The sequence below is a fragment of the Sphaerisporangium cinnabarinum genome, from assembly GCF_055567015.1.
Genome location: NZ_JBVHRG010000003.1, coordinates 66,202 through 88,843, shown reverse-complemented (window position 1 = coordinate 88,843; position 22,642 = coordinate 66,202). Strand labels below are relative to the sequence as shown.

The following is a 22,642-nucleotide window of genomic DNA, read 5'->3' as shown; positions in this document are numbered from 1 at the left end:
CTCGTCGGATGCCGGGCACTCGGCCGCGCGGTACACGGCCGACACCCGTCTCGGGCCCACTCCGGGCACGCGGCCGCGGCCGCTGGTGGCGACCGCGCCTCTTCACGAGACCAGGGTGGTCTACCCATTGTGTTCACAACGCGCGCGTAAGTCACACCATCGGGTGGTCAAGAGGGCGTGATTTCGGCGACACGGGCCGGACGGCGTGCGCGCCGCCGTCGTAGGGCGGCCCGGCCGTGCCCGACCACGGCGAACGACCCGCGGGACGGCTGTCCGTGGGCGGTGCCTTGCCAAGCACCGCACCCTGCGGTGGGCTACCTTTGCCAGACACGGCAGGTCGTCGTGCGCGCGGGCGCCCGCCCGGGTGCGCGCGACGGCCACCGCACGGACAGGACGAGGAAAGGAACGACACGACAGTGACCGACACCGTAGGGCCCAGCGGGGCGGACCGACTGGGGTTCGCGCCCGGCAACGTGGTCCAGGAGTTCGGCTGGGCGGACGACGTCGACGACGACCTGCGCGGTGAGCTCGAGGAGCTCGTCGGCGGCGAGCTCGTCGACGAGGACTACGACGACGTCACGGACGGCGTGGTCGTGTGGTTCCGCCAGGACGACGGCGACCTCACCGACCTGCTCGTGGACGTCCAGACCGTGCTCGACGACGGCGGCCTCATCTGGGTGCTCACCCCCAAGCCCGGGCGGCCGGGACACGTGGGTCACAACGACATCCAGGAGGCCGCGAACACGGCCGGGCTGCACGCGACGAGCACGTTCGCCATCGCGCCCGACTGGTCCGCGACGAAGCTCGGGACCCGTGGCCGCGGTCGCTGACGACGCCTCGACGACCGGGCGCACCACGCCGCCCGGTCCGGGCGACCCGGCGCCCGACTTCACGCTGCCGGACACCCACGGCACCCCCGTCCACCTCGCGGACCTGCGCGGAGGGCCGGTGCTCCTCGTGTTCTACCCGTTCGCGTTCTCGGGGATCTGCACGGGCGAGCTGTGCGAGCTGCGCGACAACCTCGAGGAGTTCGAGGCGGCCGGCGTCACGCTGCTCGGCATCTCGTGCGACTCGGTGTTCGCGCAGAAGGCGTGGGCCGCGCAGGAGGGCTTCGAGTTCGACCTGCTCTCCGACTTCTGGCCGCACGGCGACGTCGCGCGGGCCTACGGCGTCCTCGACGAGGACAACGGCCTCGCGCTGCGCGGCTCGTTCCTGCTCGACGCCGACGGGATCGTCCGCTGGTCGGTCGTCAACCCGCGCGGGCAGCGCCGTGACCTCGACGGTTACCGGCGGGCGCTGGAACAGCTCTGAGCCCCGGGAGCCCGGCGGTCGTGGCAGGTGGCGGGGTACCGACCCGGTAGGCTGTGCTCCGCCGTTCCAGGGCCTGTAGCTCAGCTGGTTAGAGCGCCACGCTTACACCGTGGATGTCGGGGGTTCGAGTCCCTCCGGGCCCACCACCCCTCCCTTGCCCGCCGGGCACGCCCGTGCCTCGCCCGGACGGGGCGCGCGTCGCCCGGAGGCGGGCAGCGCGCCATGTCGGCGGCCACCCCTAGCATCGGGCCCACCAGCAGCGACGACGTGACGGTGAGGTAGAGGGTGCTCGAGAAGGTCAAGGGTCTGTTCCGGCGTGACGAGGGGCAGACGGGAGTCGACCGCCCGAGCGCTCGGCTCGTCGACGCCTTGAAGGTGCTCGCTGTCGCGTCGCCGGAGCTCGCGGACCGTGCGGTCGCGTACGTGCACCGGGGCGAGGGGCCGGAGGTGCTGCTCGAGCTGGAGACGCTGCGGGGCGGCGACGTCGAGGCCCTCCTCGGCCGTCCCGGCCAGTCCGGGGTCTACTCGTGGACGACCCCTACCCAGGACGACCGGTTGAAGGCCGCCGTACCGGGGTGGACGTCCGCCAAGGCGGTCACCGCGCGCTCCAACCTCTACACGCTGTCGGACTCCGTCACCGTCCCGGAGCTCGTGCGCCTCGGCAGGGTGCTCAGCGCGGTCTCGTCCGAGGTGGACCGTGAGCGGTCGTCGGACCCGCGCTGGCTCACGACGCTCGTCAACGACATGTCGCGGCGCGCGAACGAGCGCCGCCACGGCAAGAACGGCAAGGGCGCGCCCGACCGCTGGACGCCGGACCTGCTCGTGACCCTCGCGGTCGAGGGCGGCGTGCCGGAGGCGGACGCGCCGGCGGTCGTGCTGCGCGAGCTGTTCGAGCGGCCGGCGTCGGCCGGCTGGGCGTCGCGGCACCTGGGCCCGGCGCTGCTGGGCGACCCGGCGCGAGAGTTCGTCGTCGCGCACCTGGACCTCGCGACGCAGGTGCTGCCGGGGGTGAGCGCCGCGGGGCGCGGCGAGCTCGTGGCCCTCGTCGCGGCGGACCCGGCGGCGACGGAGTCGCTCGCCCCGCTGCTCGCCGTGCTCGCCGCGGACACGAGCAAGACGGTGCGCGAGGCGGCGGTCGCCGCGCTCGTCCCGCTCCCCGCGGCGCAGCAGCGCGAGCTCCTCGCCCCTCTCCTCACGTCGCTCCCGGCCTCGCGGCTCGGTGCCGTGGTCACGCGGCTCGCCCAGGTCGACGGCGGCCTGGCCGCCCTGGAGGACGCGGCCGAGCGGTCGACGGGCGCCCGGGCGACGCTGCTGCGCGACACCGTCGAGCGAGCCCGTGTGCTCGACGCCGCACAGGAGGACGAGCCGGAGATCGACGTGCCGCCCTTCGAGCCGCTGCCGGAGACCGTGCTCGGCGACGAGGTCGTGCGGGCTGCGCGGTCCGCGATCGACACCGTCCTCGAGCGCGCCCGCGCCGACCAGGCGGCGCACGCAGGGAAGAAGGACGACGACGGGTGGCCGCGGTGGCGCCGTCTGACCGTCGAGCAGGACCTCAAGGAGCTGCCGGGCATCACCGACGAGGACATCCGGGCCTTCGCGGCGTTCCTCTCCGGGACGAGCACCCGGCGCCCCGGCGGCGTCGCGATGCGGCGGCTGTCCGCGCCGGGCGTCTTCTCGCGCCTCCCGGACATCACGCTCCTGCACCGGCTACGGCTGCAGGGCAACGAGGGGCGCGGTCGCAACGAGCGGTTCGGCTGGTACCGGCTTCACGAGGGCGACCTGCTCGACGTCGACCTGCGCGTCCTCGACGAGGCGTTGCGGCGCGTCGGACGCGACGACGCCGGGGCGCTGGTCGACGAGCTGTACTTCTCGACGTGGTGGGCGACCGACACGGTGACGCCCGAGAACGCGTGGCCCTACTACGCGGGGCACCTCGACCGCCTCGCCGCGGCGCTCGACGACCGCGAGCGCACGTACGGCAGCTCCAAGCCCGCCCGGGCGCTCGCGGTGCTCGCGCAGCTCCCGCACGTCCCGCGCCGGTTCCTGCCGCGCCTGACCGAGCTCGCGCTCGGCGAGGGGCGTACCTATCGCGCGACGGCGCAGGCGGCCCTGAGCACGCACCCCGGAGTGCGAGGGCTGGCGGAGCAAGGCCTGGGCAACGGCCGGTCCGAGGTGCGCCGCAGCGCGGCGGAGTGGCTCGCCCGGCTCGGCGACGTCGAGGCGGTGCCCGCGTTGCGCGCCGCGCTGGGCAAGGAGCGCAGCGAGGTCGTGCGCGCCGCGCTCCTCACGGCGCTGGAGGCGCTCGGCGAGGACATCTCCGCCGACCTCGCGCCCGACGCGCTGCTCGCGGAGGCGACCAAGGGGCTGCGCGCGAAGAAGCCCGTCAGCATGGCGTGGTTCGACCTCGACGCGCTGCCCGCGGCCCGCTGGGCGGCGGACGGCTCGCCCGTGGACCCGACGGTCCTGCGCTGGTGGGTCGTGCTCGCGGTCAAGCTCAAGGACCCGAGCGGTGCCGGGCTGCTGGAGCGGTACCTGTCGCTGCTCCAGGAGGAGGACCGCGCCCGGCTCGGCAGCCACGTGCTCGCGGCGTGGGTCGCGCAGGACACGCGCAACCCCTCGCCGCAGGAGAGCGACGCGTACGCGACGGCCGGTGCCCAGCTGCGGTACGACCAGTACCAGGCGTGGGCCAAGCGCTCGCCCGAGCACTACTCGGTCGAGGCGTCCAAGACGGTCGAGGACCATCACCGCGACCTGTACCGCGAGCACCAGGCCACGTACGTCGGCTCGGCGGTCAAGGACAAGGGTCTGCTCGCCCTGACCGTCGCGATGCCCGGCGCCGAGCTCGCCGCGACGTTCCAGCGCTACGCGAAGGCGCACGTCGGGCGCCGCGCGCAGACCGAGGCGCTCGTGCACGCGCTCGCCGCCAACGGGCAGCCGGCCGCGATCCAGGAGCTCCTCGCCGTCTCGCGGCGGTTCCGGCAGGCCACGGTCCAGGAGACCGCGCAGCGGCTCGCGGGCGAGCTCGCGGAGCGGCGCGGCTGGACGGCGGACCAGCTCGCCGACCGCACCGTCCAGACCGCCGGCTTCGAGGACGACGGGCTGCTCCACCTCGACCTCGGCTCCCGGGAGTACCTCGGGCGCATCACCCCCGCGTTCACGCTCGAGCTCACGAGCGACGCCGGGAAGGTGGTCAAGGCGCTCCCGGCACCCCGGGCGCAGGACGACCCCGAGCTCGTCGCGGCCGCCAAGAAGCAGCTCACCGCGAGTCGCAAGGAGCTCAAGGCCGTCGTCGCCCTGCAGACCCAGCGGCTCTACGAGGCGATGTGCGTGGGCCGCACCTGGACGGCCTCGGAGTGGCAGGAGTACCTCCTCGGTCACCCCGTGATGTCGCGGCTCGTCGAGCGGCTCGTCTGGGTCGAGAACCCCGGGACGGAGGGTGCCCGCCCGTTCCGGCCCGACGGCGGCGCGCTCGTGGACGCCGACGACGAGGACGTGGAGCTCGGGGAGGGGTCGACGGTCGGGCTCGCGCACGCCGTCCTGCTCGGTCCGGAGGCGACGGCCGCCTGGACGGCCCACCTGTCGGACTACGAGGTCGCCCCGCTCTTCGCGCAGCTCGACGTCGCGACGCCCGACGTCCCCGCGGGAGCGACGGCGATCGACGACCACAAGGGTTGGTTCTCCGACAGCTTCTCCATCCGCGGGCGTGCGACGAAGCGCGGCTACTCCCGCTCGCAGGCCGAGGACGCCGGGTGGTTCAGCGCGTACACCAAGGCTTTCACGAGCGCGGGGATCGTCGTGCAGATCGAGTTCACGGGGTCGTTCGTCCCCGAGGAGAACATCCCGGCCGCGGTGACGGCGCTGACGTTCGAGCGGACGGGTCGCGGCTCCGGGCGGGGGACCGCGCGGATCGCGGACCTGCCGCCCGTCCTCGTCGCGGAGGCGTACCGCGACTACGTGGCGGTGGCCGGGGCGGGGTCGTTCGACCCCGACTGGGAGCGGAAGAGCCAGTGGTGACCCGGCGGACGCTCCCGTGAGCGACGGCGCCGCCCCGTGATCGTCGTCGCGACGCTCGCCTGGCTGCTCGTGGCCGTGCTCGCGCGCCGGTCGCCGACAGTCCGGTCCACGGTGAGCACGGCGACGTCGACGCTGCTCGCCCTCGCGGGCGTCGGGGCGGTCGTCGTCGTGGTGGCCGTCGCCGCGGACGACGGCGGGGCGCGGGCGCTCGGCGCGCTCGCGAGCGTGCCCGCCGCGGCCGGCGCGGTCGCGGCGGGGACGTGGTGCGCGCGCGCGGTGGTCCGCCCGTGGATGGTGCGGCGGCGCGAGCGCGCGGCGGGCCGCGTGCCGTGGCAGGACCGCGTGCTCGCGGCCGCGGCGCGCACCGGACCGCGCGTGCGGGGCGTGCGCGTCGCCGACGTCGCCGCCCGCTCGGCGTTCCGCGTCGCCGGGGTCCGCGTCACGGGTCTCGCCGCCGAGATGTCCTACTACGGGCTCATCTCGCTCATCCCGCTGACGACCGCGGTCGGGTCCAGCCTCGGATTCCTGCGCCCGCTCCTCGGCGACGACACCGTCGACTCGATCCGCTCGTCGATCGTCGGCGGGCTCACCACGGTGTTCGCCGAGCACGTGTCGACCTCCGTCGTCGCGCCGCTCGTCGACAGCCTGCTCGACGAGCAGCGCACCGGGTTCGCCGTCGGGTCCTTCCTCGTGGCGCTCTGGCTCGCGAGCCGCGTCTTCCGCGCCGCGGTCCGTGCGCTGGACGACGCGTACGGCGTCGAGCGGCGCCGCGGGGTCGTGGCGCAGTACGTGCTCGGGGTCGCGCTCGCCCTCGGCGCGATCGTCACGGCGGTGTCCGTCGTCGCGCTCGTCGTGGTCGGCCCGCTCCTGGGCGACGGGACCGACCTGGCCGAGCGGCTCGGTCTCGACGCCGCGTTCCGGCAGACGTGGGACGTGCTGCGCTGGCCGACGGTGGTGCTCGTGTGCGGCGCGTACCTCACGCTGCTCTACCGGTACGCACCGAACGTCGACACGTCGTGGCGGCGGTGCCTGCCGGGCGCGGCCGTCGGGACGGGCGGCGTCCTGCTCGTGTCGTGGGGGTTCGGGCTCTACGTCCGGCTCGCGGGACCGGCGGCGCCGGGCACGGAGGCCGGGACGACGGCGGTCGTCCAGGCGGCCGGGCAGATGCTCGGCCTCGTCCTCGCCGGGGTCCTGTGGGGCTGGCTCACGAGCATCGTCGTGCTCGTGGGCGGCGTCGTGAACGCGGAGGCCGACCCGCACCGCGTGGTCCCGGCGGGTCGGGCCACGGGCGGGTCGTGGGCCGGCGGCCAGGGCGCCACGACGTCGGCCGCGCCCGCCGGACCTGTCGACGACCGTCCCCGGCGCACCGGCGCCGGCCGTGTGGGACGCGGCTCCTACGCTGACCTGCAGGACCACGGGCACGGTGCCCGCGACCGGACCGAGGAGGAGCCCGGGTGACGAGCACGACCACCGGTGACGAGCAGGCGCCCCCGGCGCTCGCGGAGCTGCGACCGCCGGCGGAGGTCCGGTACGCCGACGAGCTCGCGGCGCTCGCGGACGCCGACGCCCGGCGCGGGGCCGACGTCCCGCCGGGCTGGCGCCTGAGCCCGCGCGCCGTGCGGGCGTTCGTCGTGGGCGACCGGGAGCTGGGCGTGAGCCGCAAGTTCTTCGGCGACGACCCGCTCGTCGACCGCGCGGTCGTGTCGCTGCTCGGCCGGCAGGGCCTCATGCTCGTCGGCGAGCCCGGCACGGCGAAGTCCCTGCTGTCCGAGCTGCTCGCGGCGGCCGCGAGCGGCACGTCGACCCTCACGGTGCAGGGCACCGCGGGCACGAGCGAGGACCACGTGCGGTACTCGTGGGACTACGCGCTCCTCATCGCGGAGGGACCCAGCGAGCGCTCGCTCGTCCCGTCGCCCGTCTACCGCGCGATGGAGAGCGGGCGCGTCGCGCGGTTCGAGGAGATCACGCGCTGCGCCCCGGAGATCCAGGACACGCTCGTGTCCGTGCTCTCCGAGAAGCAGCTCATGGTCCCCGAGCTCGGCGCCGACGCCCGCGTCGCGGCGCGGCCCGGGTTCAACGTGCTCGCCACCGCGAACCTCCGCGACCGCGGGGTCCACGAGATGTCGGCCGCGCTCAAGCGGCGCTTCAACTTCGAGACGGTCGCGCCGATCCGCGACCGCGCGTTCGAGATCGAGCTCGTCGAGACGCGCCTCACCGCGGAGCTCGGGCCCGCCGCCGACCGGCCCGTGCTCGACCGCGACGTGCTCGAGGTGCTCGTCACCGTGTTCCAGGACCTGCGCACCGGCACGACGGCGAGCGGCGCACCGGTCAAGCGCCCCGAGACCGTCATGTCGACGGCGGAGGCGGTGAACGTCGCGATCGCGGCGTCGCTCGAGGCGCGCTACCTCGGCGACGGCACGGTCACGGCGGGGCAGGTCGCTCGCCAGGTGGGCGGGGTCGCGCTCAAGGGCGACGAGGAGGACGCACGGCGGCTGCGGCACTACGTGGACAACGTCGTGCGGGAACGTGCGCGGTCGGACGCGCGCTGGAAGGACTTCCTCACGGCGGCGGGCGACCTGTGGCGGTAGCCCTGCGCGCCGCGTGGGACGCCGCGCCGCCGCGGCTGCGCCAGGCGGCCCACGACCTCGCGCTGCTGCGCGAGCGCGACGGCGTGCACCTCGTCGGGGTGCGCCACCACAGCCCTGCGTGCGCGGTCGCGGTGGCCGCGCTCGTCGCCGAGGTCCGGCCGTCCGTCGTGCTCGTCGAGGGACCCGAGGAGTACACGCGCCTGCTGCCCGCGCTGCTCGACGAGCGGACGGTCCCGCCCGTCGCGGTCCTCAGCCTCGCGGGCGATCCCGCGGACGCCGCGGGAGGCGGCGCGCGGGCCGCGGGCTTCTACCCGCTCGCGCGGTACTCGCCGGAGTGGGTCGCGCTGCGCGCGGGCCACGCGGCGGGGGCGGAGCTCGCGTTCGTCGACTCCCCGTGGGGGGAGCGGGCGGCCGAGGAGGACGACGAGCGGGAGGCCGCCGCGCGCACCGTCCTCGCGGAGCGCCACCTCGCGTACTCGCGCACGGTCGCCCGGCTCGCGGAGCGGCTCGGGTGCCGCGACCACGACGAGCTGTGGGACCACCTCTTCGAGGCGCGCGAGACGGCGCGCCTGCAGGACTGGCGCGAGCTCGTCGACGACGTGTTCGCGTGGGCCGCGCTCGCACGGCTCGACTACGAGGAGGAGGCGCTCGCCGCCGACGGCTCGCTCGACCGCGAGGCGCGCATGTCCGCGCGCGTCGCGGAGCACGCGGCGCGCGCGGACGGGCCGGTCGTCGTCGTCACGGGGGCGTTCCACACGCTCGCCCTCGTGGAGGCGCTCGTCGGGAGCGAGCACGGCGCGGCGGTCGCGGCGCGGCGCCCCGCGGACGGGTACGGCGCGCTCGCCGAGGCCCCCGCGTGGCTCGTCCGCTACGACGACGAGCGGCTCGACGCCCTGCGGGGGTACGGCGCAGGCATGCCCGCGCCGGGCTACTACGACCGCCTCTGGTCCGCGCACCACGACGCGGCCGGGCCCGCTGCCGCCGCGACCGGGGTGCTCGTCGACGTCGGGCGTGGGGCGTCGGAGCGCGGGGCGCTCGTGAGCGTCGCGCAGTCCCAGGCCGCCGTCGAGCACGCGCACCGGCTCGCGGTCCTGCGCGAACGGCCCTGGCCGTGCCGCACCGACCTGCTCGACGCGATCACCTCCTGCTACGTGAAGGACCCGGACGACCTGGACGCCGCGGGCGACCGCCCGCTCGGCCTCGCGGTCGCCGAGATCTTCGCCGGGCGCGCGCTCGGGGACGTCGCCCCGGGCGGCGCGGCCCCGCCGCTCGTCGAGGAGGCACGGGCACGTGCGCGGGCGCTGCGCCTCGACGTGTCCGACGCCGTGCCGCGCACCGTGCGGCTCGACGCCCGCCGTCGTGCCGCGCACCGCCACCGGCGCCGGTTCCTCGCGCTGTGCGCGTTCCTCGACCTGGGGCTCGCCCGCCGGGTGTCCGGCCCCGACCACGTCGCGGGCCGCGGGCTGGGCCTCGTGCTGGAGGAGTGGACGTACGCCTGGACACCGCTCGTCGAGGCGCGCCTCGTCGAGCTCTCCCACCGTGGCGCGACGCTCGAGGCGGTCGCGGTCGCGCTGCTCGACGACGCGCGCGACCGGGCGCGCGAGGAGCGCTCGAGCGACGCCGTCGCACGCCTCGTCGCGCAGTGCGTCGTCGTCGGGCTGCCGGATCGTCTGCACCCGCTCGTCGCGCTCGTGCGGTCGACGCTCGACGTGGACCCGTCGCTCGCGTCGGTCGTCGCCGGCATGCGGCGGCTCGTGGGGCTGTGGCGGGCACGCGTCGAGCTCGAGCTGGGCGACCACGCGGAGGCCCTGCTCGACCTCGCGGAGCAGGGGCTGGCCACGTCCGCATACCTGGTCCCGGACCTCGCGGCGGCCGACGCGACGACGCAGGACGACGCGCTGGCGTGCCTCGTCGCGCTGCGGTCTCTGGTGCGCGACGTGCGCGGCGCGGGCCGGGAGGGTCCGGGCTCGGCGCCCACCGCGGTGGGGCAGGCGCTCGCGCGCGTGCGCGAGGACGCCGACGCCTCCCCGGCGGTGCGCGGTGCGCTCACCGCGTTCGCCGCCGTCGACGACGAGCTGGGTGACCGGCCCGGCGAGAACGGGCTCGTCGAGCGCGTGCGCGCCCAGCTGGCGCCGGGGGCGGACCCGGTGGCCGCGACGGCGTTCCTCGGCGGGGTCCTGCGCGCGGCCCCGGACCTGCTGCTCCACACGCCCGAGCTGTTCGACGCGGTCGACGAGGGTCTGCGCGGCCTCGACGAGGACGCGTTCCGCGCGGTCCTGCCGGACCTGCGCCGCGCGTTCGCGTGGTTGCGGCCCACCGAGACGCACCGGCTCGCCGAGCGCGTCGCCGCCCGGACCGGGACGCGCGCGGACGCGCTCGACCGGCGCGTGGACGTGTCGGAGGACGACCTGCGGGCCGGGCTCGTCGTGGAGCGCGAGCTCGTCGCGGTCCTCGAGCGGGACGGGCTCGGCGCGTGGGCGCGCGGGAGCGTCTCGTGACCGCGGTCGGCGACGGCCTCGGCGCGGACGTCCGTGCCGACGTCCGCGCGGACGACCGGGAGGCCGCGCGGCGCTGGCGGCTCGTGCTGGGCCGGTACGCGGGCGACGCCCTGCCCGTGGCGCCGTCGGACCAGGCGATCGACCGCACGCTCGGGCACCTCTACGACCGCGAGTACACCGCGCGCGGCCACCGGCACGGCAGCGGCGGCGGGCCGGACGGCGGTGGGAGGAGCGGCCGCGGAGGTGGCCGCGGAGGGTCGGTCGTCGAGGGGCTCGACTGGCTGGGGTCGGCGCGCGAGCTGTTCCCGCGCGAGACGTTCGAGCGCATGCAGGTCGAGGCGGTCGGCCGGTACGGCATGACGGAGCTGCTCGCCGACCCGCAGGCGGTCGAGGCCGTCGAGCCGAGCACGGAGCTGGCGTCGGCGCTCCTGCGCGTGCGGGGCAGGCTCGGGCCGCAGGTGCAGGACGGGCTGCGACGGATCGTCGCGCGGGTCGTCGACGACGTGGTGCGCCGCCTGCGCCCCCGTTTCGTGACGGCCGTCGACGGTCGCCGGGACCGGTCCCGCCGGTCGTTCGTGCGGTCGAGCCGTACGTTCGACGCCGCCGGGACCGTCCGCGCCAACCTCGGCCGCTGGGACCCGGAGCGCAAGCGCCTGCTCGTCACGGACCTGCGGTTCTCGGCGCGGCGGCGCAGAGCGCTGTCGTACGACGTCGTGCTGCTCGTCGACCAGTCGGGGTCCATGGCGGCCTCGGTGCTCTACAGCGCGGTGAGCGCGGGCATCCTCGCGGGGCTGCCCGGGATCACGGTCCGCCTCGTGCTGTTCGACACGGCGGTCGTCGACATGTCGCACCTCGCGCACGACCCGGTGACGGTGCTGCTCACCGCGCAGCTCGGCGGCGGGACCGACATCGCGCGCGCCGTGCGGTACGCGGAGCAGCACGTGCGCGACCCGCGGCGCACCGTCGTCGCGCTCGTCAGCGACTTCGAGGAGGGTGGCTCAGTGTCCCAGCTCGTGTCCGCGGTGGGGCGCCTGCACGCGTCGGGCGTCCGGCTGCTCGGGGTCGCGGCCCTCGACGGGCAGGCGAACCCGGCGTACGACCGCGGCGTCGCCCGCAGGCTCGCGGAGCAGGGCATGGAGATCGCGGCGCTGACGCCGGAGCGGTTCGCCGGGTGGCTGGGCGAGGTGCTCCCGTGAGCGGGGACGCCGCCGGGCTCGGTGCGTGGGCCGCGGTGTACCTGGGGTACGACGACGCCGCGCTCGCCACCCTCGCGAGCCCGGGCCTCGTCCGGCGCGCCCGCAAGGACGTCGCCGCCGGGCGGGTCGAGCCGGTCGAGGCGCGCCCCGACGGCGTCGCGGTGTCCGTGGGCGGGATGCAGGTCGAGCTCGATGCGGGTGGTCCTGCCGAGGCGCGGTGCGCGTGCCCGACGCCGGGCGCGTGCCAGCACGTCGTGGCCGCGAGCCTGTGGGTGCGGGAGGCAGGCTCCGCGCCCGCGGAGACTCCCGCCGCGGCAGGTGACGGCGCGGCGGCGTCCGCTCCCGCCCCGGACCCGGTGGCCGAGATCCTCGCGCTCGACCCGCGCGTCGTGCACCGCGCCGCGGGCGCCGCCGTCGTGCGGGCGGTCGCCGAGACGGCGCCCCGCCCTCCCGCGGGGGCGACGGTCGACGGTCTCCCCACGGAGGCGGCGGTCGAAGGTCTCCTCGTGGAGGCGGCGGTCGGCGGCCCTCCCGTGGAGGTGGTGGTCGACGGCCCGCGCGCGGTGGTCTCGTGGCCGGGCGCGCCACGCGTCACCTACGTCGTGGGGGCGGGGTTCGCGGGCATGCTCGTGGCCCGCGAGGGGACGGCGTGGAGCGACGCGGAAGAGCGCCGCTGGCGGCTGGAGGCGCTCGCGCACGTGTGGCGCGCGCACGACCGTCCGTGGCCCTGGCCCGAGCGGGCCGCGACCGCGCCCCGCGCCACGGGCGTCCCGGAGGCACGAGCGGTGGCCGACGAGGTCGTGCGCGCGGTCGAGCGGCTGCTCGACGCCGGGCTCTCGCACGTGGGCCGCGACGACCTGGAGGAGCTGCGCGGTGCGGGCGTGGTCGCGCGGCTCGGCCGACGGCCCGCGGTCCAGCGCCTCGTCACGTCCGCGGTCGGACGGCTCGAGGCGCTCGTGGACCGCCGCGACGCGGTGGACGAGACGGACTGCCTCCTGGCCCTGGCCGAGCTGTGGGCGTACGTGCAGGCGGACCCGCCGCCCGACGCCGGCACGCCCGACGAGCGCACGACCGACCTGGCCCGGGTCGTGCCGCTCGGTGCGCGCTGGTGGGTCGCGGCGTCGGGCGCGCGCGGGGTGACCGTGCACCTGTGGGACGCGGACGCCGGGCGCGTCCGGTCGGTCACCACCGGCCGTCCGCCGGGCGCCGACCCGACCTTCCGGCGCTCGTGGGACCTCCCGCTCGTCTGGGGCCGGTCGGTCGAGGCGCTGTGCCGCGGCCCGTTCGCGCTCCGCGGCGCGACCGAGCGCGCGGGCACGGGGCTGCGCGCGGGCGAGGGGCCCGCCGTCGAGCCGCTCGGGGTGCTCGACGCCGACGAGCTCCGCGACGTCGCGGCCCGCACCGCGACGACCCCGCCGCGGGCCGAGGCCGGGTTCGGGCGGACGCCCGCCGTCGTGCGGGTCGTCATGGTGCGTGAGGCGGGGGCGATCGGGCTCGACGAGGTCGCGCAGGAGCTCACCTGGACGCTGGTCGCGGCGGACGGCGCGGAGACGGTCGTGCGCGTCGACGCCGCGGACGAGGCGGCGTGCGACACCCTGCTCGGGGTCGCGGCGGGGAGCCGGCGCGTGGTCGCCGTCGCCCTCGAGCGCGACCTGGCGTCGCGGCGTGACGAGGCCGTCGGCCTGTTCGTCGACCGCCCGGGCGAGGGCCTCGACGTCGTCGTCCCGACGCTGACGCCGGCGTACGACCACCGGGCGTGGTCGCCCCCGTGGGCCCGGCTCCGGGCGCGCGCCCGGTCGCTGCGCGGGCGTGCGGGCACGCACGCGCGGGACGTGGTCGTGCCCACGCCCGTCGAGGACGTGTGCGACACGCTGCTCGACACGGTCGTGGCGCTCGCCGCGACGGGGCGTCGGCACCTCACGCCGCACCAGGCGAGCGCGCTCGCGCGCGCCGCGCGCACCGCGGACGATCTCGGGGCGACGACGCTCGCCACCACGGTCGGGCTCGTCGCGCACGCGCCCGACGCGGCCGGGCTCCTGCGTGCCGGCTTCGTCGCCGCCCGGGGCCGGACGCTCGCGCGCGCCGTCGCCGCCGCGCCCGACCCTGGGCCCCGAGCGCGGGAGGCGGGCGCGTGAGCGCGTACGCGGTCCACGTCGGCTCGCCGGGACGGGCCCGGGTGGAGCACGTCGCGGACGGGCCGCCGGACCCGGTCCGCGAGACCTGGGACGACACGAACCGGTGGTACCCGCCCCTGCTCGCGGCCGGGCGACGCGTGGAGCGGTCGCACGACCTGCGTCTGTCCCACGTGCTCCTGCGGCGCTCGCGGCTCGTCGCGGGCACGCCGTTCGCGCGGCGCGACCCCGGGCCGTGGGACGAGCTCGCCGCGGTGCCGGCCGGGCGCGACCCGTCCATGCCGCCGCAGCCCGTCGGGCTGTTCGAGCTCGGCGCGCAGGACGGCCCGAGCGTGCGGCTCGACCCGGTCGCGGAGCTCCGTGACCAGCTCGCGACCGTCGCCGCCGCGGAGGGCCCGGACGCGGCCGGACGGCTGCGCCTGCTGCTCGCCGGCGAGTCCGCGGGCGCGCTCGTCGCCGCCGAGATGCACCACGCGGGCGTGCCGTGGCGCGCCGACGTGCACGACGCGATCCTCAGCGGCGAGCTCGGGCCGCGGCCCCGGCCGGGAGAGCGGCCCGCGCGCATGGAGGAGCTCGTCGCGCGCATCCGCGCCGCGCTCGACGCGCCACCCACGCTCAACCCCGACTCCCACCCCGACCTGCTCAAGGCGCTGCAGTACGCGGGCGTCGGCGTGCGGTCCCTGCGCAAGGGAGAGCTCGAGCGCACGGACCACCCCGTCGTCGAGCCGTTGCTCGAGTACAAGAAGCTCGCGCGGCTCCTCACGGCGAACGGCTGGGCGTGGCTCGACACCTGGGTGCACGACGGCCGGTTCCGGACCGAGTACGTCGTGGGCGGGGTCGTCACGGGTCGGTGGGCGTCGAGCGGCGGGGGAGCGCTGCAGCTCCCGAAGCAGGTGCGGCGCGCCGTCGTCGCAGACCCGGGCTGGAGGCTCGTCGTGGCCGACGCCGCGCAGCTCGAGCCGCGCGTGCTCGCCGGGCTCGCGCACGACGAGCGGATGGCCGCCGCAGGGCGTGGCGGCGACATGTACGCGGGGATCGTCGCGTCGGGCGCCGTCGCGACCCGCGACCACGCGAAGGTGGGGATGCTCGGCGCGATGTACGGCGGCACGACGGGCGACAGCGCGCTCGTGCTGCCGCGGCTCGCGAAGGCGTTCCCCGACGCCATCGGCCTCGTGGAGCGCGCCGCCCAGGCGGGTGAGCGCGGCGAGGTCGTCTCGACGCTCCTCGGCCGCAGCTCCCCGCGGCCCGGCGAGTCGTGGCACGCCGCCCAGGACGGGGCGTACGCGGTCGAGGACGCCGGTGCCACCGAGGACGCCGCGTCCGGGGCCGACGCGCAGGCGCGGGCCCGGTCGTACACGCGGGCGTGGGGCCGGTTCACGCGCAACTTCGTCGTGCAGGGCACCGCGGCCGAGTGGGCGCTGTGCTGGCTGGCGTCGATCCGGCGGCGCTTGTGGGACCTGCCCCTCGCCGCGACCCCCGGCGCGGCGCCCGCCCCGTTCGCCGACCGTGCGCACCTCGTCTTCTTCCTGCACGACGAGGTCGTCGTGCACGCGCCGGCGGAGCTCGCCGAGACGGTCGCGCACGAGGTCCGCGCCGCGGCGGCCGAGGCGGGACGCCTGCTGTTCGGCGACTTCCCGGTCGACTTCCCGCTGACCGTCGCGGTCGTCGACCACTACGCCGAGGCGAAGTGAGGCGCGGCGAGGCGAGCCGAGGCCGGGCGTACCGCGCCCGACCGGTGGCGCGCGGCGGGCAGCACGCCCGACGCCGTCACCGCCGCGGCTCCCCGCGGTACGTGCCGAAGGACCAGAGGTTGCCCTCGGGGTCCTGGAGCACGAGCTCGCGGCTCCCGTAGTCGGTCTCGCGCAGCGGCACGACGACGCGGCCACCCGTGCCGGGCACGCGCTCGCGCAGCCGGGCGTCCAGCGCCTCGATCGCGGCGTCGTCGGGCACGACGACGTACGTGCCGCACGTCCCCGGCTCGCGTGACCACTCCCGCTCGGGGGAGTGGCTGCCGAGCATGATCCCGCCGCCGTGCGGCCAGTCGAGCTGGGCGTGCGCGACGTCGCGGTCGTCGCCCGCCATGACGGCCGTCGCGACGAACCCGACGACGTCGGTGAGGAACGCGACGAGCGCGCGGGCGTCGCGCGCCTGGAGGGTCGGCCAGACCTGGGGGCTCGGCGTCCCGGGCGGCGTCCCGGTCGGCGTCCCGGTCGGAGTCCCGGCCGTCACGGCGGCGGGGGCGTGGTCAGCGGTGTCCCGGGTGCTCTCGTGGATGCTCATGGTCCCAGCCTGGGCCGTCGGTGTGGCCCCGGCTTGGATGTTCCCGACCTCCTCGCGGACCCACCCCGTCGGGGTCGTGCCGGCGAACCGGCGGAAGTCGCGCACGAGGTGGGAGTGGTCGGCGTACCCGGCGCTCGCGGCGACGTCCGCCAGCGTGCGGGGACCGCGGCCGAGGGCGAGGCGCTGCACCGCGCGACGGGCGGCGTCGAACCGCGCGAGCCCGCGTGCGGCGCGGGGGGACACCCCGAGCTCTGCCCGGAACAGGGTCTCCAGACGGCGTTCGCCCAGCGCCACGTGCCGCGCGACGTCCCGGACCCGGGCGCGCCCGCGCGTCCGCACGAGCACCCGCCACGCCTCCGCGACCTCGGGGCGCACGCCGTCGCACCGGGTGGCGGAGCCGCCCGGTGCGGCCCCGCCGGGTGTCGCGAGCGCCGCCCGCACGACGTCGAACGCCGCGGCCCACGAGCCCGCCTCGGCCACCTGCTCGCGCAACCGCTCGGCGACGGGTCCGAGCACCGCGTCCGCGTCCTCGACGAGGCCGAGGTCGCCGGCCCGGACACCGAGCAGCTCGCGGCACGCGAGGGGGTCGAGGGCGAGCTGCACGCCCGCCTGCTCGGGCGGCTGGTGGATGTACGCGGGCCGCGTGTGCAGGCCGCCGACGAGCGACGCGTACCGCGTCGGCGCCGCGTCCGGTCCGACCGCCGTCGGCACGACGCCCGCGGTGCTCACGACGAGCGTGAGCCACGGCGACGGCAGGCCGCGATGGACGGACGGCGTGCCGTCCGTCGTCGCGGTCCGCAGGCGGTACCCGACCATCGACACGACGCCGGGCGGCAGCGTCGGCGGCAGGGCCCGCACGTACTCGTGCACCGCTCCAGGCTAGGCAGTCAGCTCGACGGTCGCAGCCCGCGCACCTGCGGGACGTCCGTGCCGGTGGCCGCGCGACGCACGTGGGAGCGCGCGTGCTCGATCGCGTCGTCGAGGGAGTCGAAGAGGTGGTTCTCGTGCCGGAGCTCCGCGAGCGCGCCGACGTTCGTGAGCAGCGCGCGGTGCCGGTCCTGCACCCCCTTGACGAGGACGGTCACGCCGCGCGCCTCGAGGCCCTCGACGAGCTCGCCGAGCGCCCTCGCGCCGGTCGCGTCGACCATGCGGAGCTGGGAGAGCCGGAGGATCACGACCAGGACGTCGTCGTGCGCCGAGGCGTCGGACACCTCGGCGAGCACCCGGTCCGCGGCGCCGAAGAACATGGAGCCCTCGAGGCGGAAGAGCGCGACGTGCTCGTCGCCCGGCTCGGCGGGGCCGGGGAGCGGGTCACGGTGCACCCCCGAGGCGCGGGCGACGGTGCGCAGCGCGAAGAACGCGGCGACGAGGATGCCGATCTCGATGGCCTGCACGAGGTCGAACGCCACGGTGACGACGGCGGTCACGGCGAAGGTGGCCGCGCTGGAGCGCCCGGCGCCGACGACGGAGCGGATCGTGCGTCCGCCGATCATCCGGAAGCTCGTGACCATGAGGACGCCGGCGAGGGCGGCGAGCGGGATCCGCGAGACGGGACCGGTGGCGAGGTACATGACCGCGAGGATCACGACGGCGTGCACGACGGCGGCGAGCCGCGTGCGGGCGCCGGAGCGCACGTTGACCGCGGTGCGCGCGATGGCGCCGGTGGCGGGCATGCCGCCGAAGAGGCCGCTGGCGACGGAGGCGACGCCCTGGCCGACGAGCTCCCGGTCGGGCTGGTAGACGGAGCCACCGCCGGGCCCGGACTGCACCATGGTCGCCGCCACGCGGGCGGACAGCAGGGACTCGATCGCCGCGAGCGCGGCGATCGCGAGCGCGGCGCCGCCGAGGTCGCGCAGCGCGCCGGGTGTCACCGAGGGCAGGACGGGCGCGGGCAGCGACGACGGCAGGGCGCCGATGCGTGGGACGGGCGCGCCGAGCACCTCGACGAGGACCGTGGCGAGCACGACCGCGACGAGCGACGCGGGGACCGCCGCGTGGAGGCGGGGGAGCAGCAGCATCGTCGCGGCGACGAGCGCGACGCAGCCGAGCGTCCACAGCACCGGGGCGGCGGGTACGTCGGTCACGGCGGCGCGCACGGCCTCCACGGCGGACACCAGGGTGTTGTGGCCGGGTGCGGCCTCGACGCCGACCGCGGCCGGGACCTGCTGGAGGAAGATGATGCACGCGATCCCGAGCGTGAACCCCTCGACGACCGGCCACGGGATGTACGTGACGACCCGCCCGAGCCGGGCGAGCCCGGCGACGAGGACCACGAGCCCGGCGAGGACGGTGACGAGCGCCACCGATCCTGGGCCGTGCGTGACGACGACCGGCGCGAGCACGACCGCCATCGCTCCGGTCGGCCCGGACACCTGGTGGTTCGACCCGCCGAGGACCGCCGCGACGACACCGGCGACGACGGCGGTGACGAGCCCGGCGGCGGCCCCGACCCCGGAGCTGACGCCGAACGCGAGCGCGAGCGGGAGGGCGACGACGCCCACGGTGACGCCGGCGAGGAGGTCGGCGCGCAGGGTCCGGGGCCGCAGGTCGTAGTCGGAGCGCCGGGGCAGCAGGTCGCGGACGGCGGCGAGGCGGTTCATGCCGAGGGGGACGACGCGGTGGTCGCGTCGAGCACGGCGCGCGCGGACGCGCCGGGCAGGGCCGGGAGCCGACGCGCGGCCTCGAGCTGGTCGGACGCGCCCGCGAGGTTCGACAGCAGGAACGCTCGCGCCACGACGAGGAGCTCGGCGACGAGCGGCTCGGCGAGGCGGTACTCGACGGCGTTCCCGCTGCGCGTGGAGGTCACGACGCCCGCTCGGCGCAGCACCGCGAGGTGCTGGGAGAGCTGGGACGCCTCGCACCCGGTGACGTCGAGCAGCACGGAGACGGGCGCGGTGTGGTCGGCGTCGGCGGCGAGGACCTCGAGCACCTGGATGCGTGTGGGGTGCGCGAGGCACCGGAAGAGCTCGGCCTTGATGCGGTAGAGGGGAGCGGTCTCGTCGGTGCCGGGGGCGTCGTCGTCGGGTCGGGGTGGGCGGGGCACGGGTCCTCCGGTGCAGCGGGATGATGGATTGCGCAATCCATCAAACCATGGCGGGCGGCGTGCGGCGGCCCGCCCGGGATAGCCTGCCGCCATGACCGCCGCGCCCGACCCGAGCACCGACACCTCTCCTGCGGACCCGGCGGCCGAGGGCGCGGGGCACCCGACGCTCGGCCGCGTGGTGCGGACGCTGGACGAGCTGTACCCGCCGTCGACGGCGGAGGACTGGGACGCCGTCGGCCTCGTCGCCGGCGACCCGGGCGCGCCCGTGCGCAAGGTGCTGCTCGCCGTCGACCCCGTCGAGGAGGTCGCGGACGAGGCCCTCGCGTGGGGCGCCGACCTGCTCGTCACGCACCACCCGCTGTTCCTGCGGCCGGTGCACTCCGTCGCCGCGACGACCTTCAAGGGCTCGCTCGTGCACCGCCTCATCCGGGGCGGGTGCGCGCTGTACGTCGCGCACACGAACGCCGACGCCGCGCAGCGCGGGGTCGCGGACGCCCTCGCCGACGCGCTCGACCTGCTCCAGCGCGTCCCCCTCGTGCCGCACCCCGCGCCGTCGCCGCACGAGGCGGCGCGCACCGGCACCGGCCGCGTGGGCCGGCTCGCGGAGCCGACGACGTTGCGCGCCTTCGCGCAGCGCGTCGCGCAGGTGCTGCCCCCGACGGTGCAGGGCGTGCGCGTGGCGGGCGACCTCGACGCGCGCGTCGAGTCGGTCGCGGTCGTGGGCGGGTCCGGCGACTCGCTGTTCGACGCCGTGCGGGCGAGCGGGGCCGACGTCTACCTCACGTCCGACCTGCGCCACCACCCCGTGTCCGAGCTGCGCGAGCGCGCGCGGCTCGACGGCGGCGGGGCCGGGACGCCGTTCCTCGTCGACGTGCCGCACTACGCCTCGGAGTGGCCGTGGCTCCGCTACGCTGCCGAGGACCTCGTGCGCGTCCTCGCGCGCTCCGGCGCCGCCGTGGAGACGCGGGTCAGCACGCTCGTCACCGACCCGTGGACGGCGCGGTTCCCGTCCGCACCCGCCGACCCCGGAGCCGACGCCGGACCGCCCCGCGACACCGCGCAGGGCTGACGCCCGCCGCGCGTCGACCCGCACCCGTCCCCACCGACCCGCACGCCGGCCCCCACCCGGGGCCCACGAAAGGAACCACCCGTGGCCACTGCACCGCCCGCCGACCAGCTCCGCCTGCTGGACGTCCAAGAGCTCGACACGCGTGCCCAGCAGCTCGCGCACCAGCGCAAGAACCTGCCCGAGCACGCGCGCATCGCCGAGCTCGACGCCCAGCTCGAGGACCTGCGCGGCAAGCTCGTGGAGTCGCGGACCGCGGTGAGCGACCTCCGGCGCGAGCTGACCAAGGCCGAGGGCGACGTCGAGCAGGTGCGGACGCGCGCCGCGCGCGACCAGTCGCGGCTGGACTCCGGCCAGGTCGGGGCGAAGGACGCGCAGGCGCTCGTCGCCGAGCTCGAGTCGCTCGCGCGTCGGCAGGGCGTCCTCGAGGAGGTCGAGCTCGACGTCATGGAGCGGCTCGAGGCGCACGAGGAGGCCCTCGCGAAGCTCGAGTCGGCGCACGCCGAGCTCGAGTCCGCCAAGGCCGAGGTCGTGGCCGCGCGCGACGCCCGGTACGCGGAGCTCGACGCCGAGGCCGCGCAGGTCGCCTCCCGCCGCACGGACGCCGTCGCCGGCCTCGACGCGGGCCTGCTCGCGCTCTACGAGCGCGTGTGCGACCAGAACGGCGGCCGTGGCGTCGTCGCGCTGCGCGGCCAGCACGTCGACGGGCTCAACGTCTCGCTGAGCCCGGCGGAGCTCGCGGCGATCACGTCGGCCGCGCCCGACCAGGTGGTGCGGCTCGAGGACTACGGTCACATCGTGGTGCGGCCGGAGGGCGCCGGCGCGTGAGCGGGGCGAGAGGTCGGCAGCTCGTCGTCGAGGCCGACGGCGGCTCCCGCGGCAACCCGGGGCCCGCGGGCTTCGGGGCGCTCGTCCGCGACGCCGCGACCGGCCAGGTGCTCGCCGAGCGGGCCGCGTACCTCGGCACGACGACGAACAACGTCGCCGAGTACTCGGGCCTCGTCGCCGGGCTGCGCGCCGCCGCGGAGATCGACCCCGACGCGCGCGTGACCGTCCGGATGGACTCGCGGCTCGTCGTCGAGCAGATGTCGGGGCGCTGGCAGATCAAGCACGACGACATGCGCCGCCTGGCGGCCGAGGCCGCGACGGTGCTCCCGGCCGCGCAGGTCACCTACGAGTGGGTGCCGCGCGCGCAGAACGCGGCGGCCGACGCCCTCGCCAACGAGGCGATGGACACCCGCGGGACCGTCGTGCGCGACCACGAGCCCGCGGACCCGTCGGGGGCGGCGGCCGACCCCGTGCCGGACACCGCGGCCGACCCCGAGGGCGTGCCGACGACGCTCCCCGCCGTCCCGGAGGGCGCGGCGCTCGACACGGCAGCCCGGCCGTCGGGCGCCACCGTCCGGTTCGACGACGCGCCCGCGCTCACGGTCGTCCTCGTGCGGCACGGGCAGACGCCGCTCACCGTCGCGGGCGCGTTCAGCGGCTCGTCGGTGCCGGGACCGTCGCTCACCGCGCGCGGCCGGACACAGGCCGCACAGGCCGCCGACCTGGTGTTCCGGATCGGGCGCCAGGCGTGGCCCGACCTGCCGCGCCCGTCGGCCGTCGTCGCCTCGCCCATGGTCCGGGCCCAGGAGACGGCGCGCGCCGTCAGCCGACGGCTCGGGGTGCCCGTGACGACGGACGACCGGTTCGCCGAGGTGGACTTCGGCGCGTGGGAGGGGCTCACGGCCGCGGAGGTCGACGCCGGGTGGCCCGGCCTGCTGGCCGCCTGGTACACGACCGGGACGACTCCGGCCCCCGGGGGCGAGTCGGCCGCCGACGTCGGCGCGCGCGTCCGGCAGGGGCTGCGCGACCTCGTCGACACGATGCTGCCGGGCGCCGGACCCGCGGGCTGCACCGTCGTCGTCGTGGGCCACGCCGTCCAGGTGCGGGCCGCGATCGGGACGGCCGTGGGCGCGCCGCCCGAGCAGTGGTCGCGCGTCCGCGTCCCTCCGGCGTCGGTGAGCATCCTGCGGCTGTGGGCCGACGGCACGAGCGAGCTCACCGCCCAGGGCGTCCCGAGCGACCTCTGATCCCCCGAGCGACACTCCCCGTGGCGCGAGGTAGAGCCGTGGTCGCGACCACGGCTCTACCTCGGCGGCCTCGGAGGCGCGGTGCGGGCGACCTGGAGACCGGTACCCACCCAGGCGTCGAGGTCGCGCGGGTCCGCCAGGCGCGGACCGTCGACGACGACCCACCCCGCCACCGTGCGGGTGCCCATCGTCATCGGCCGGGCACCGTCCTCCAGGGCGGCGGTGCGTCCGCCCGTGCCGACCCGGACCATGAGGGCGTCCCCGGTGATCGCGACCGCCATGCGCCCGTCCACGAGGAACGCGAGGCCGCCGAACATCGTCCGCTCCTCGAACGGGGCGCGGGGCGCCAGCACCGCGCGGACGCGGTCGGCGAGGTCCTGGCTGACGGCCATGGGTCCACTGTGGACCCCCGCCCGTCCCGGCGCAGCGGCGCGCCGCG

General features: G+C 77.0%; 16 protein-coding genes and 1 tRNA gene. 13 read left to right on the top strand and 4 right to left on the bottom strand.

Annotated elements, in window-relative coordinates; translation table 11 throughout:
* Positions 1-416 precede the first annotated feature (416 nt).
* The 10 genes from ACZ4MO_RS05975 (at position 417) to ACZ4MO_RS05930 (ending at position 15,430) form a co-directional block, all read left to right on the top strand.
* Positions 417-830: a DUF3052 domain-containing protein gene (locus tag ACZ4MO_RS05975; protein WP_076405501.1), complete on the top strand. Its 414-nt coding sequence runs from the start codon at positions 417-419 to the stop codon at positions 828-830.
* Complete coding sequence (locus ACZ4MO_RS05970) at positions 814-1,311, top strand: redoxin domain-containing protein (protein WP_175008392.1); 498 nt, start codon at positions 814-816, stop codon at positions 1,309-1,311. Before ACZ4MO_RS05975 ends, ACZ4MO_RS05970 begins: the two co-directional genes overlap by 17 nt.
* 69 nt (positions 1,312-1,380) lie before the next feature.
* A tRNA-Val gene (locus ACZ4MO_RS05965) sits at positions 1,381-1,457 on the top strand.
* Between the two features lie 139 nt (positions 1,458-1,596).
* Positions 1,597-5,325 carry a DUF4132 domain-containing protein gene (locus ACZ4MO_RS05960; RefSeq protein ID WP_175008393.1) on the top strand — a complete coding sequence of 1,243 codons (3,729 nt, stop codon included), beginning with the start codon at positions 1,597-1,599 and terminating at the stop codon, positions 5,323-5,325.
* A 36-nt stretch (positions 5,326-5,361) separates the two neighbouring features.
* Positions 5,362-6,783: a YhjD/YihY/BrkB family envelope integrity protein gene (locus tag ACZ4MO_RS05955; protein WP_175008394.1), complete on the top strand. Its 1,422-nt coding sequence runs from the start codon at positions 5,362-5,364 to the stop codon at positions 6,781-6,783.
* On the top strand, positions 6,780-7,913 hold the full coding sequence (locus tag ACZ4MO_RS05950; RefSeq protein ID WP_175008395.1) for an AAA family ATPase: 1,134 nt from the start codon (positions 6,780-6,782) through the stop codon (positions 7,911-7,913). The genes ACZ4MO_RS05955 and ACZ4MO_RS05950 overlap by 4 nt, the downstream gene beginning before the upstream one ends.
* Complete coding sequence (locus ACZ4MO_RS05945) at positions 7,904-10,411, top strand: DUF5682 family protein (protein ID WP_186810387.1); 2,508 nt, start codon at positions 7,904-7,906, stop codon at positions 10,409-10,411. Before ACZ4MO_RS05950 ends, ACZ4MO_RS05945 begins: the two co-directional genes overlap by 10 nt.
* On the top strand, positions 10,408-11,607 hold the full coding sequence (locus ACZ4MO_RS05940) for a VWA domain-containing protein (protein WP_175008462.1): 1,200 nt from the start codon (positions 10,408-10,410) through the stop codon (positions 11,605-11,607). Before ACZ4MO_RS05945 ends, ACZ4MO_RS05940 begins: the two co-directional genes overlap by 4 nt.
* Positions 11,604-13,742 carry a hypothetical protein gene (locus ACZ4MO_RS05935; protein ID WP_499278644.1) on the top strand — a complete coding sequence of 713 codons (2,139 nt, stop codon included), beginning with the start codon at positions 11,604-11,606 and terminating at the stop codon, positions 13,740-13,742. The genes ACZ4MO_RS05940 and ACZ4MO_RS05935 overlap by 4 nt, the downstream gene beginning before the upstream one ends.
* Complete coding sequence (locus ACZ4MO_RS05930; protein ID WP_175008397.1) at positions 13,739-15,430, top strand: bifunctional 3'-5' exonuclease/DNA polymerase; 1,692 nt, start codon at positions 13,739-13,741, stop codon at positions 15,428-15,430. The genes ACZ4MO_RS05935 and ACZ4MO_RS05930 overlap by 4 nt, the downstream gene beginning before the upstream one ends.
* A 76-nt stretch (positions 15,431-15,506) precedes the next feature.
* Here ACZ4MO_RS05930 and ACZ4MO_RS05925 read toward each other — a convergent pair whose 3' ends face one another.
* Genes ACZ4MO_RS05925 through ACZ4MO_RS05915 form a run of 3 tightly spaced genes read right to left on the bottom strand, consistent with a single transcriptional unit; the run spans position 15,507 to position 19,062 of the window.
* A complete protein-coding gene (locus ACZ4MO_RS05925; RefSeq protein WP_499278643.1) occupies positions 15,507-16,889 on the bottom strand; it encodes a helix-turn-helix domain-containing protein in 1,383 nt (460 codons plus the stop codon).
* Between the two features lie 17 nt (positions 16,890-16,906).
* Positions 16,907-18,619 carry a SulP family inorganic anion transporter gene (locus ACZ4MO_RS05920; RefSeq protein ID WP_114553951.1) on the bottom strand — a complete coding sequence of 571 codons (1,713 nt, stop codon included), beginning with the start codon at positions 18,617-18,619 and terminating at the stop codon, positions 16,907-16,909.
* Positions 18,616-19,062, bottom strand: a complete 447-nt coding sequence (locus ACZ4MO_RS05915; protein WP_209829645.1) for an ArsR/SmtB family transcription factor — start codon at positions 19,060-19,062, stop codon at positions 18,616-18,618. The genes ACZ4MO_RS05920 and ACZ4MO_RS05915 overlap by 4 nt, the downstream gene beginning before the upstream one ends.
* 91 nt (positions 19,063-19,153) lie before the next feature.
* Between ACZ4MO_RS05915 and ACZ4MO_RS05910 the strand changes: the two genes are divergently transcribed.
* The 3 genes from ACZ4MO_RS05910 to ACZ4MO_RS05900 all read left to right on the top strand — a co-directional run bounded on the left by ACZ4MO_RS05910 (position 19,154) and on the right by ACZ4MO_RS05900 (position 22,203).
* Positions 19,154-20,131 carry a Nif3-like dinuclear metal center hexameric protein gene (locus ACZ4MO_RS05910; RefSeq protein ID WP_175008399.1) on the top strand — a complete coding sequence of 326 codons (978 nt, stop codon included), beginning with the start codon at positions 19,154-19,156 and terminating at the stop codon, positions 20,129-20,131.
* An 81-nt stretch (positions 20,132-20,212) separates the two neighbouring features.
* On the top strand, positions 20,213-20,956 hold the full coding sequence (locus ACZ4MO_RS05905) for a CT398-like coiled coil hairpin domain-containing protein (RefSeq protein ID WP_175008400.1): 744 nt from the start codon (positions 20,213-20,215) through the stop codon (positions 20,954-20,956).
* Positions 20,953-22,203: a bifunctional RNase H/acid phosphatase gene (locus ACZ4MO_RS05900; protein ID WP_175008401.1), complete on the top strand. Its 1,251-nt coding sequence runs from the start codon at positions 20,953-20,955 to the stop codon at positions 22,201-22,203. Before ACZ4MO_RS05905 ends, ACZ4MO_RS05900 begins: the two co-directional genes overlap by 4 nt.
* Before the next feature lie 56 nt (positions 22,204-22,259).
* On the opposite strand, the gene ACZ4MO_RS05895 is transcribed toward ACZ4MO_RS05900, so the two are convergent.
* Positions 22,260-22,595: a TfoX/Sxy family protein gene (locus ACZ4MO_RS05895; protein WP_175008402.1), complete on the bottom strand. Its 336-nt coding sequence runs from the start codon at positions 22,593-22,595 to the stop codon at positions 22,260-22,262.
* Positions 22,596-22,642 lie beyond the last annotated feature (47 nt).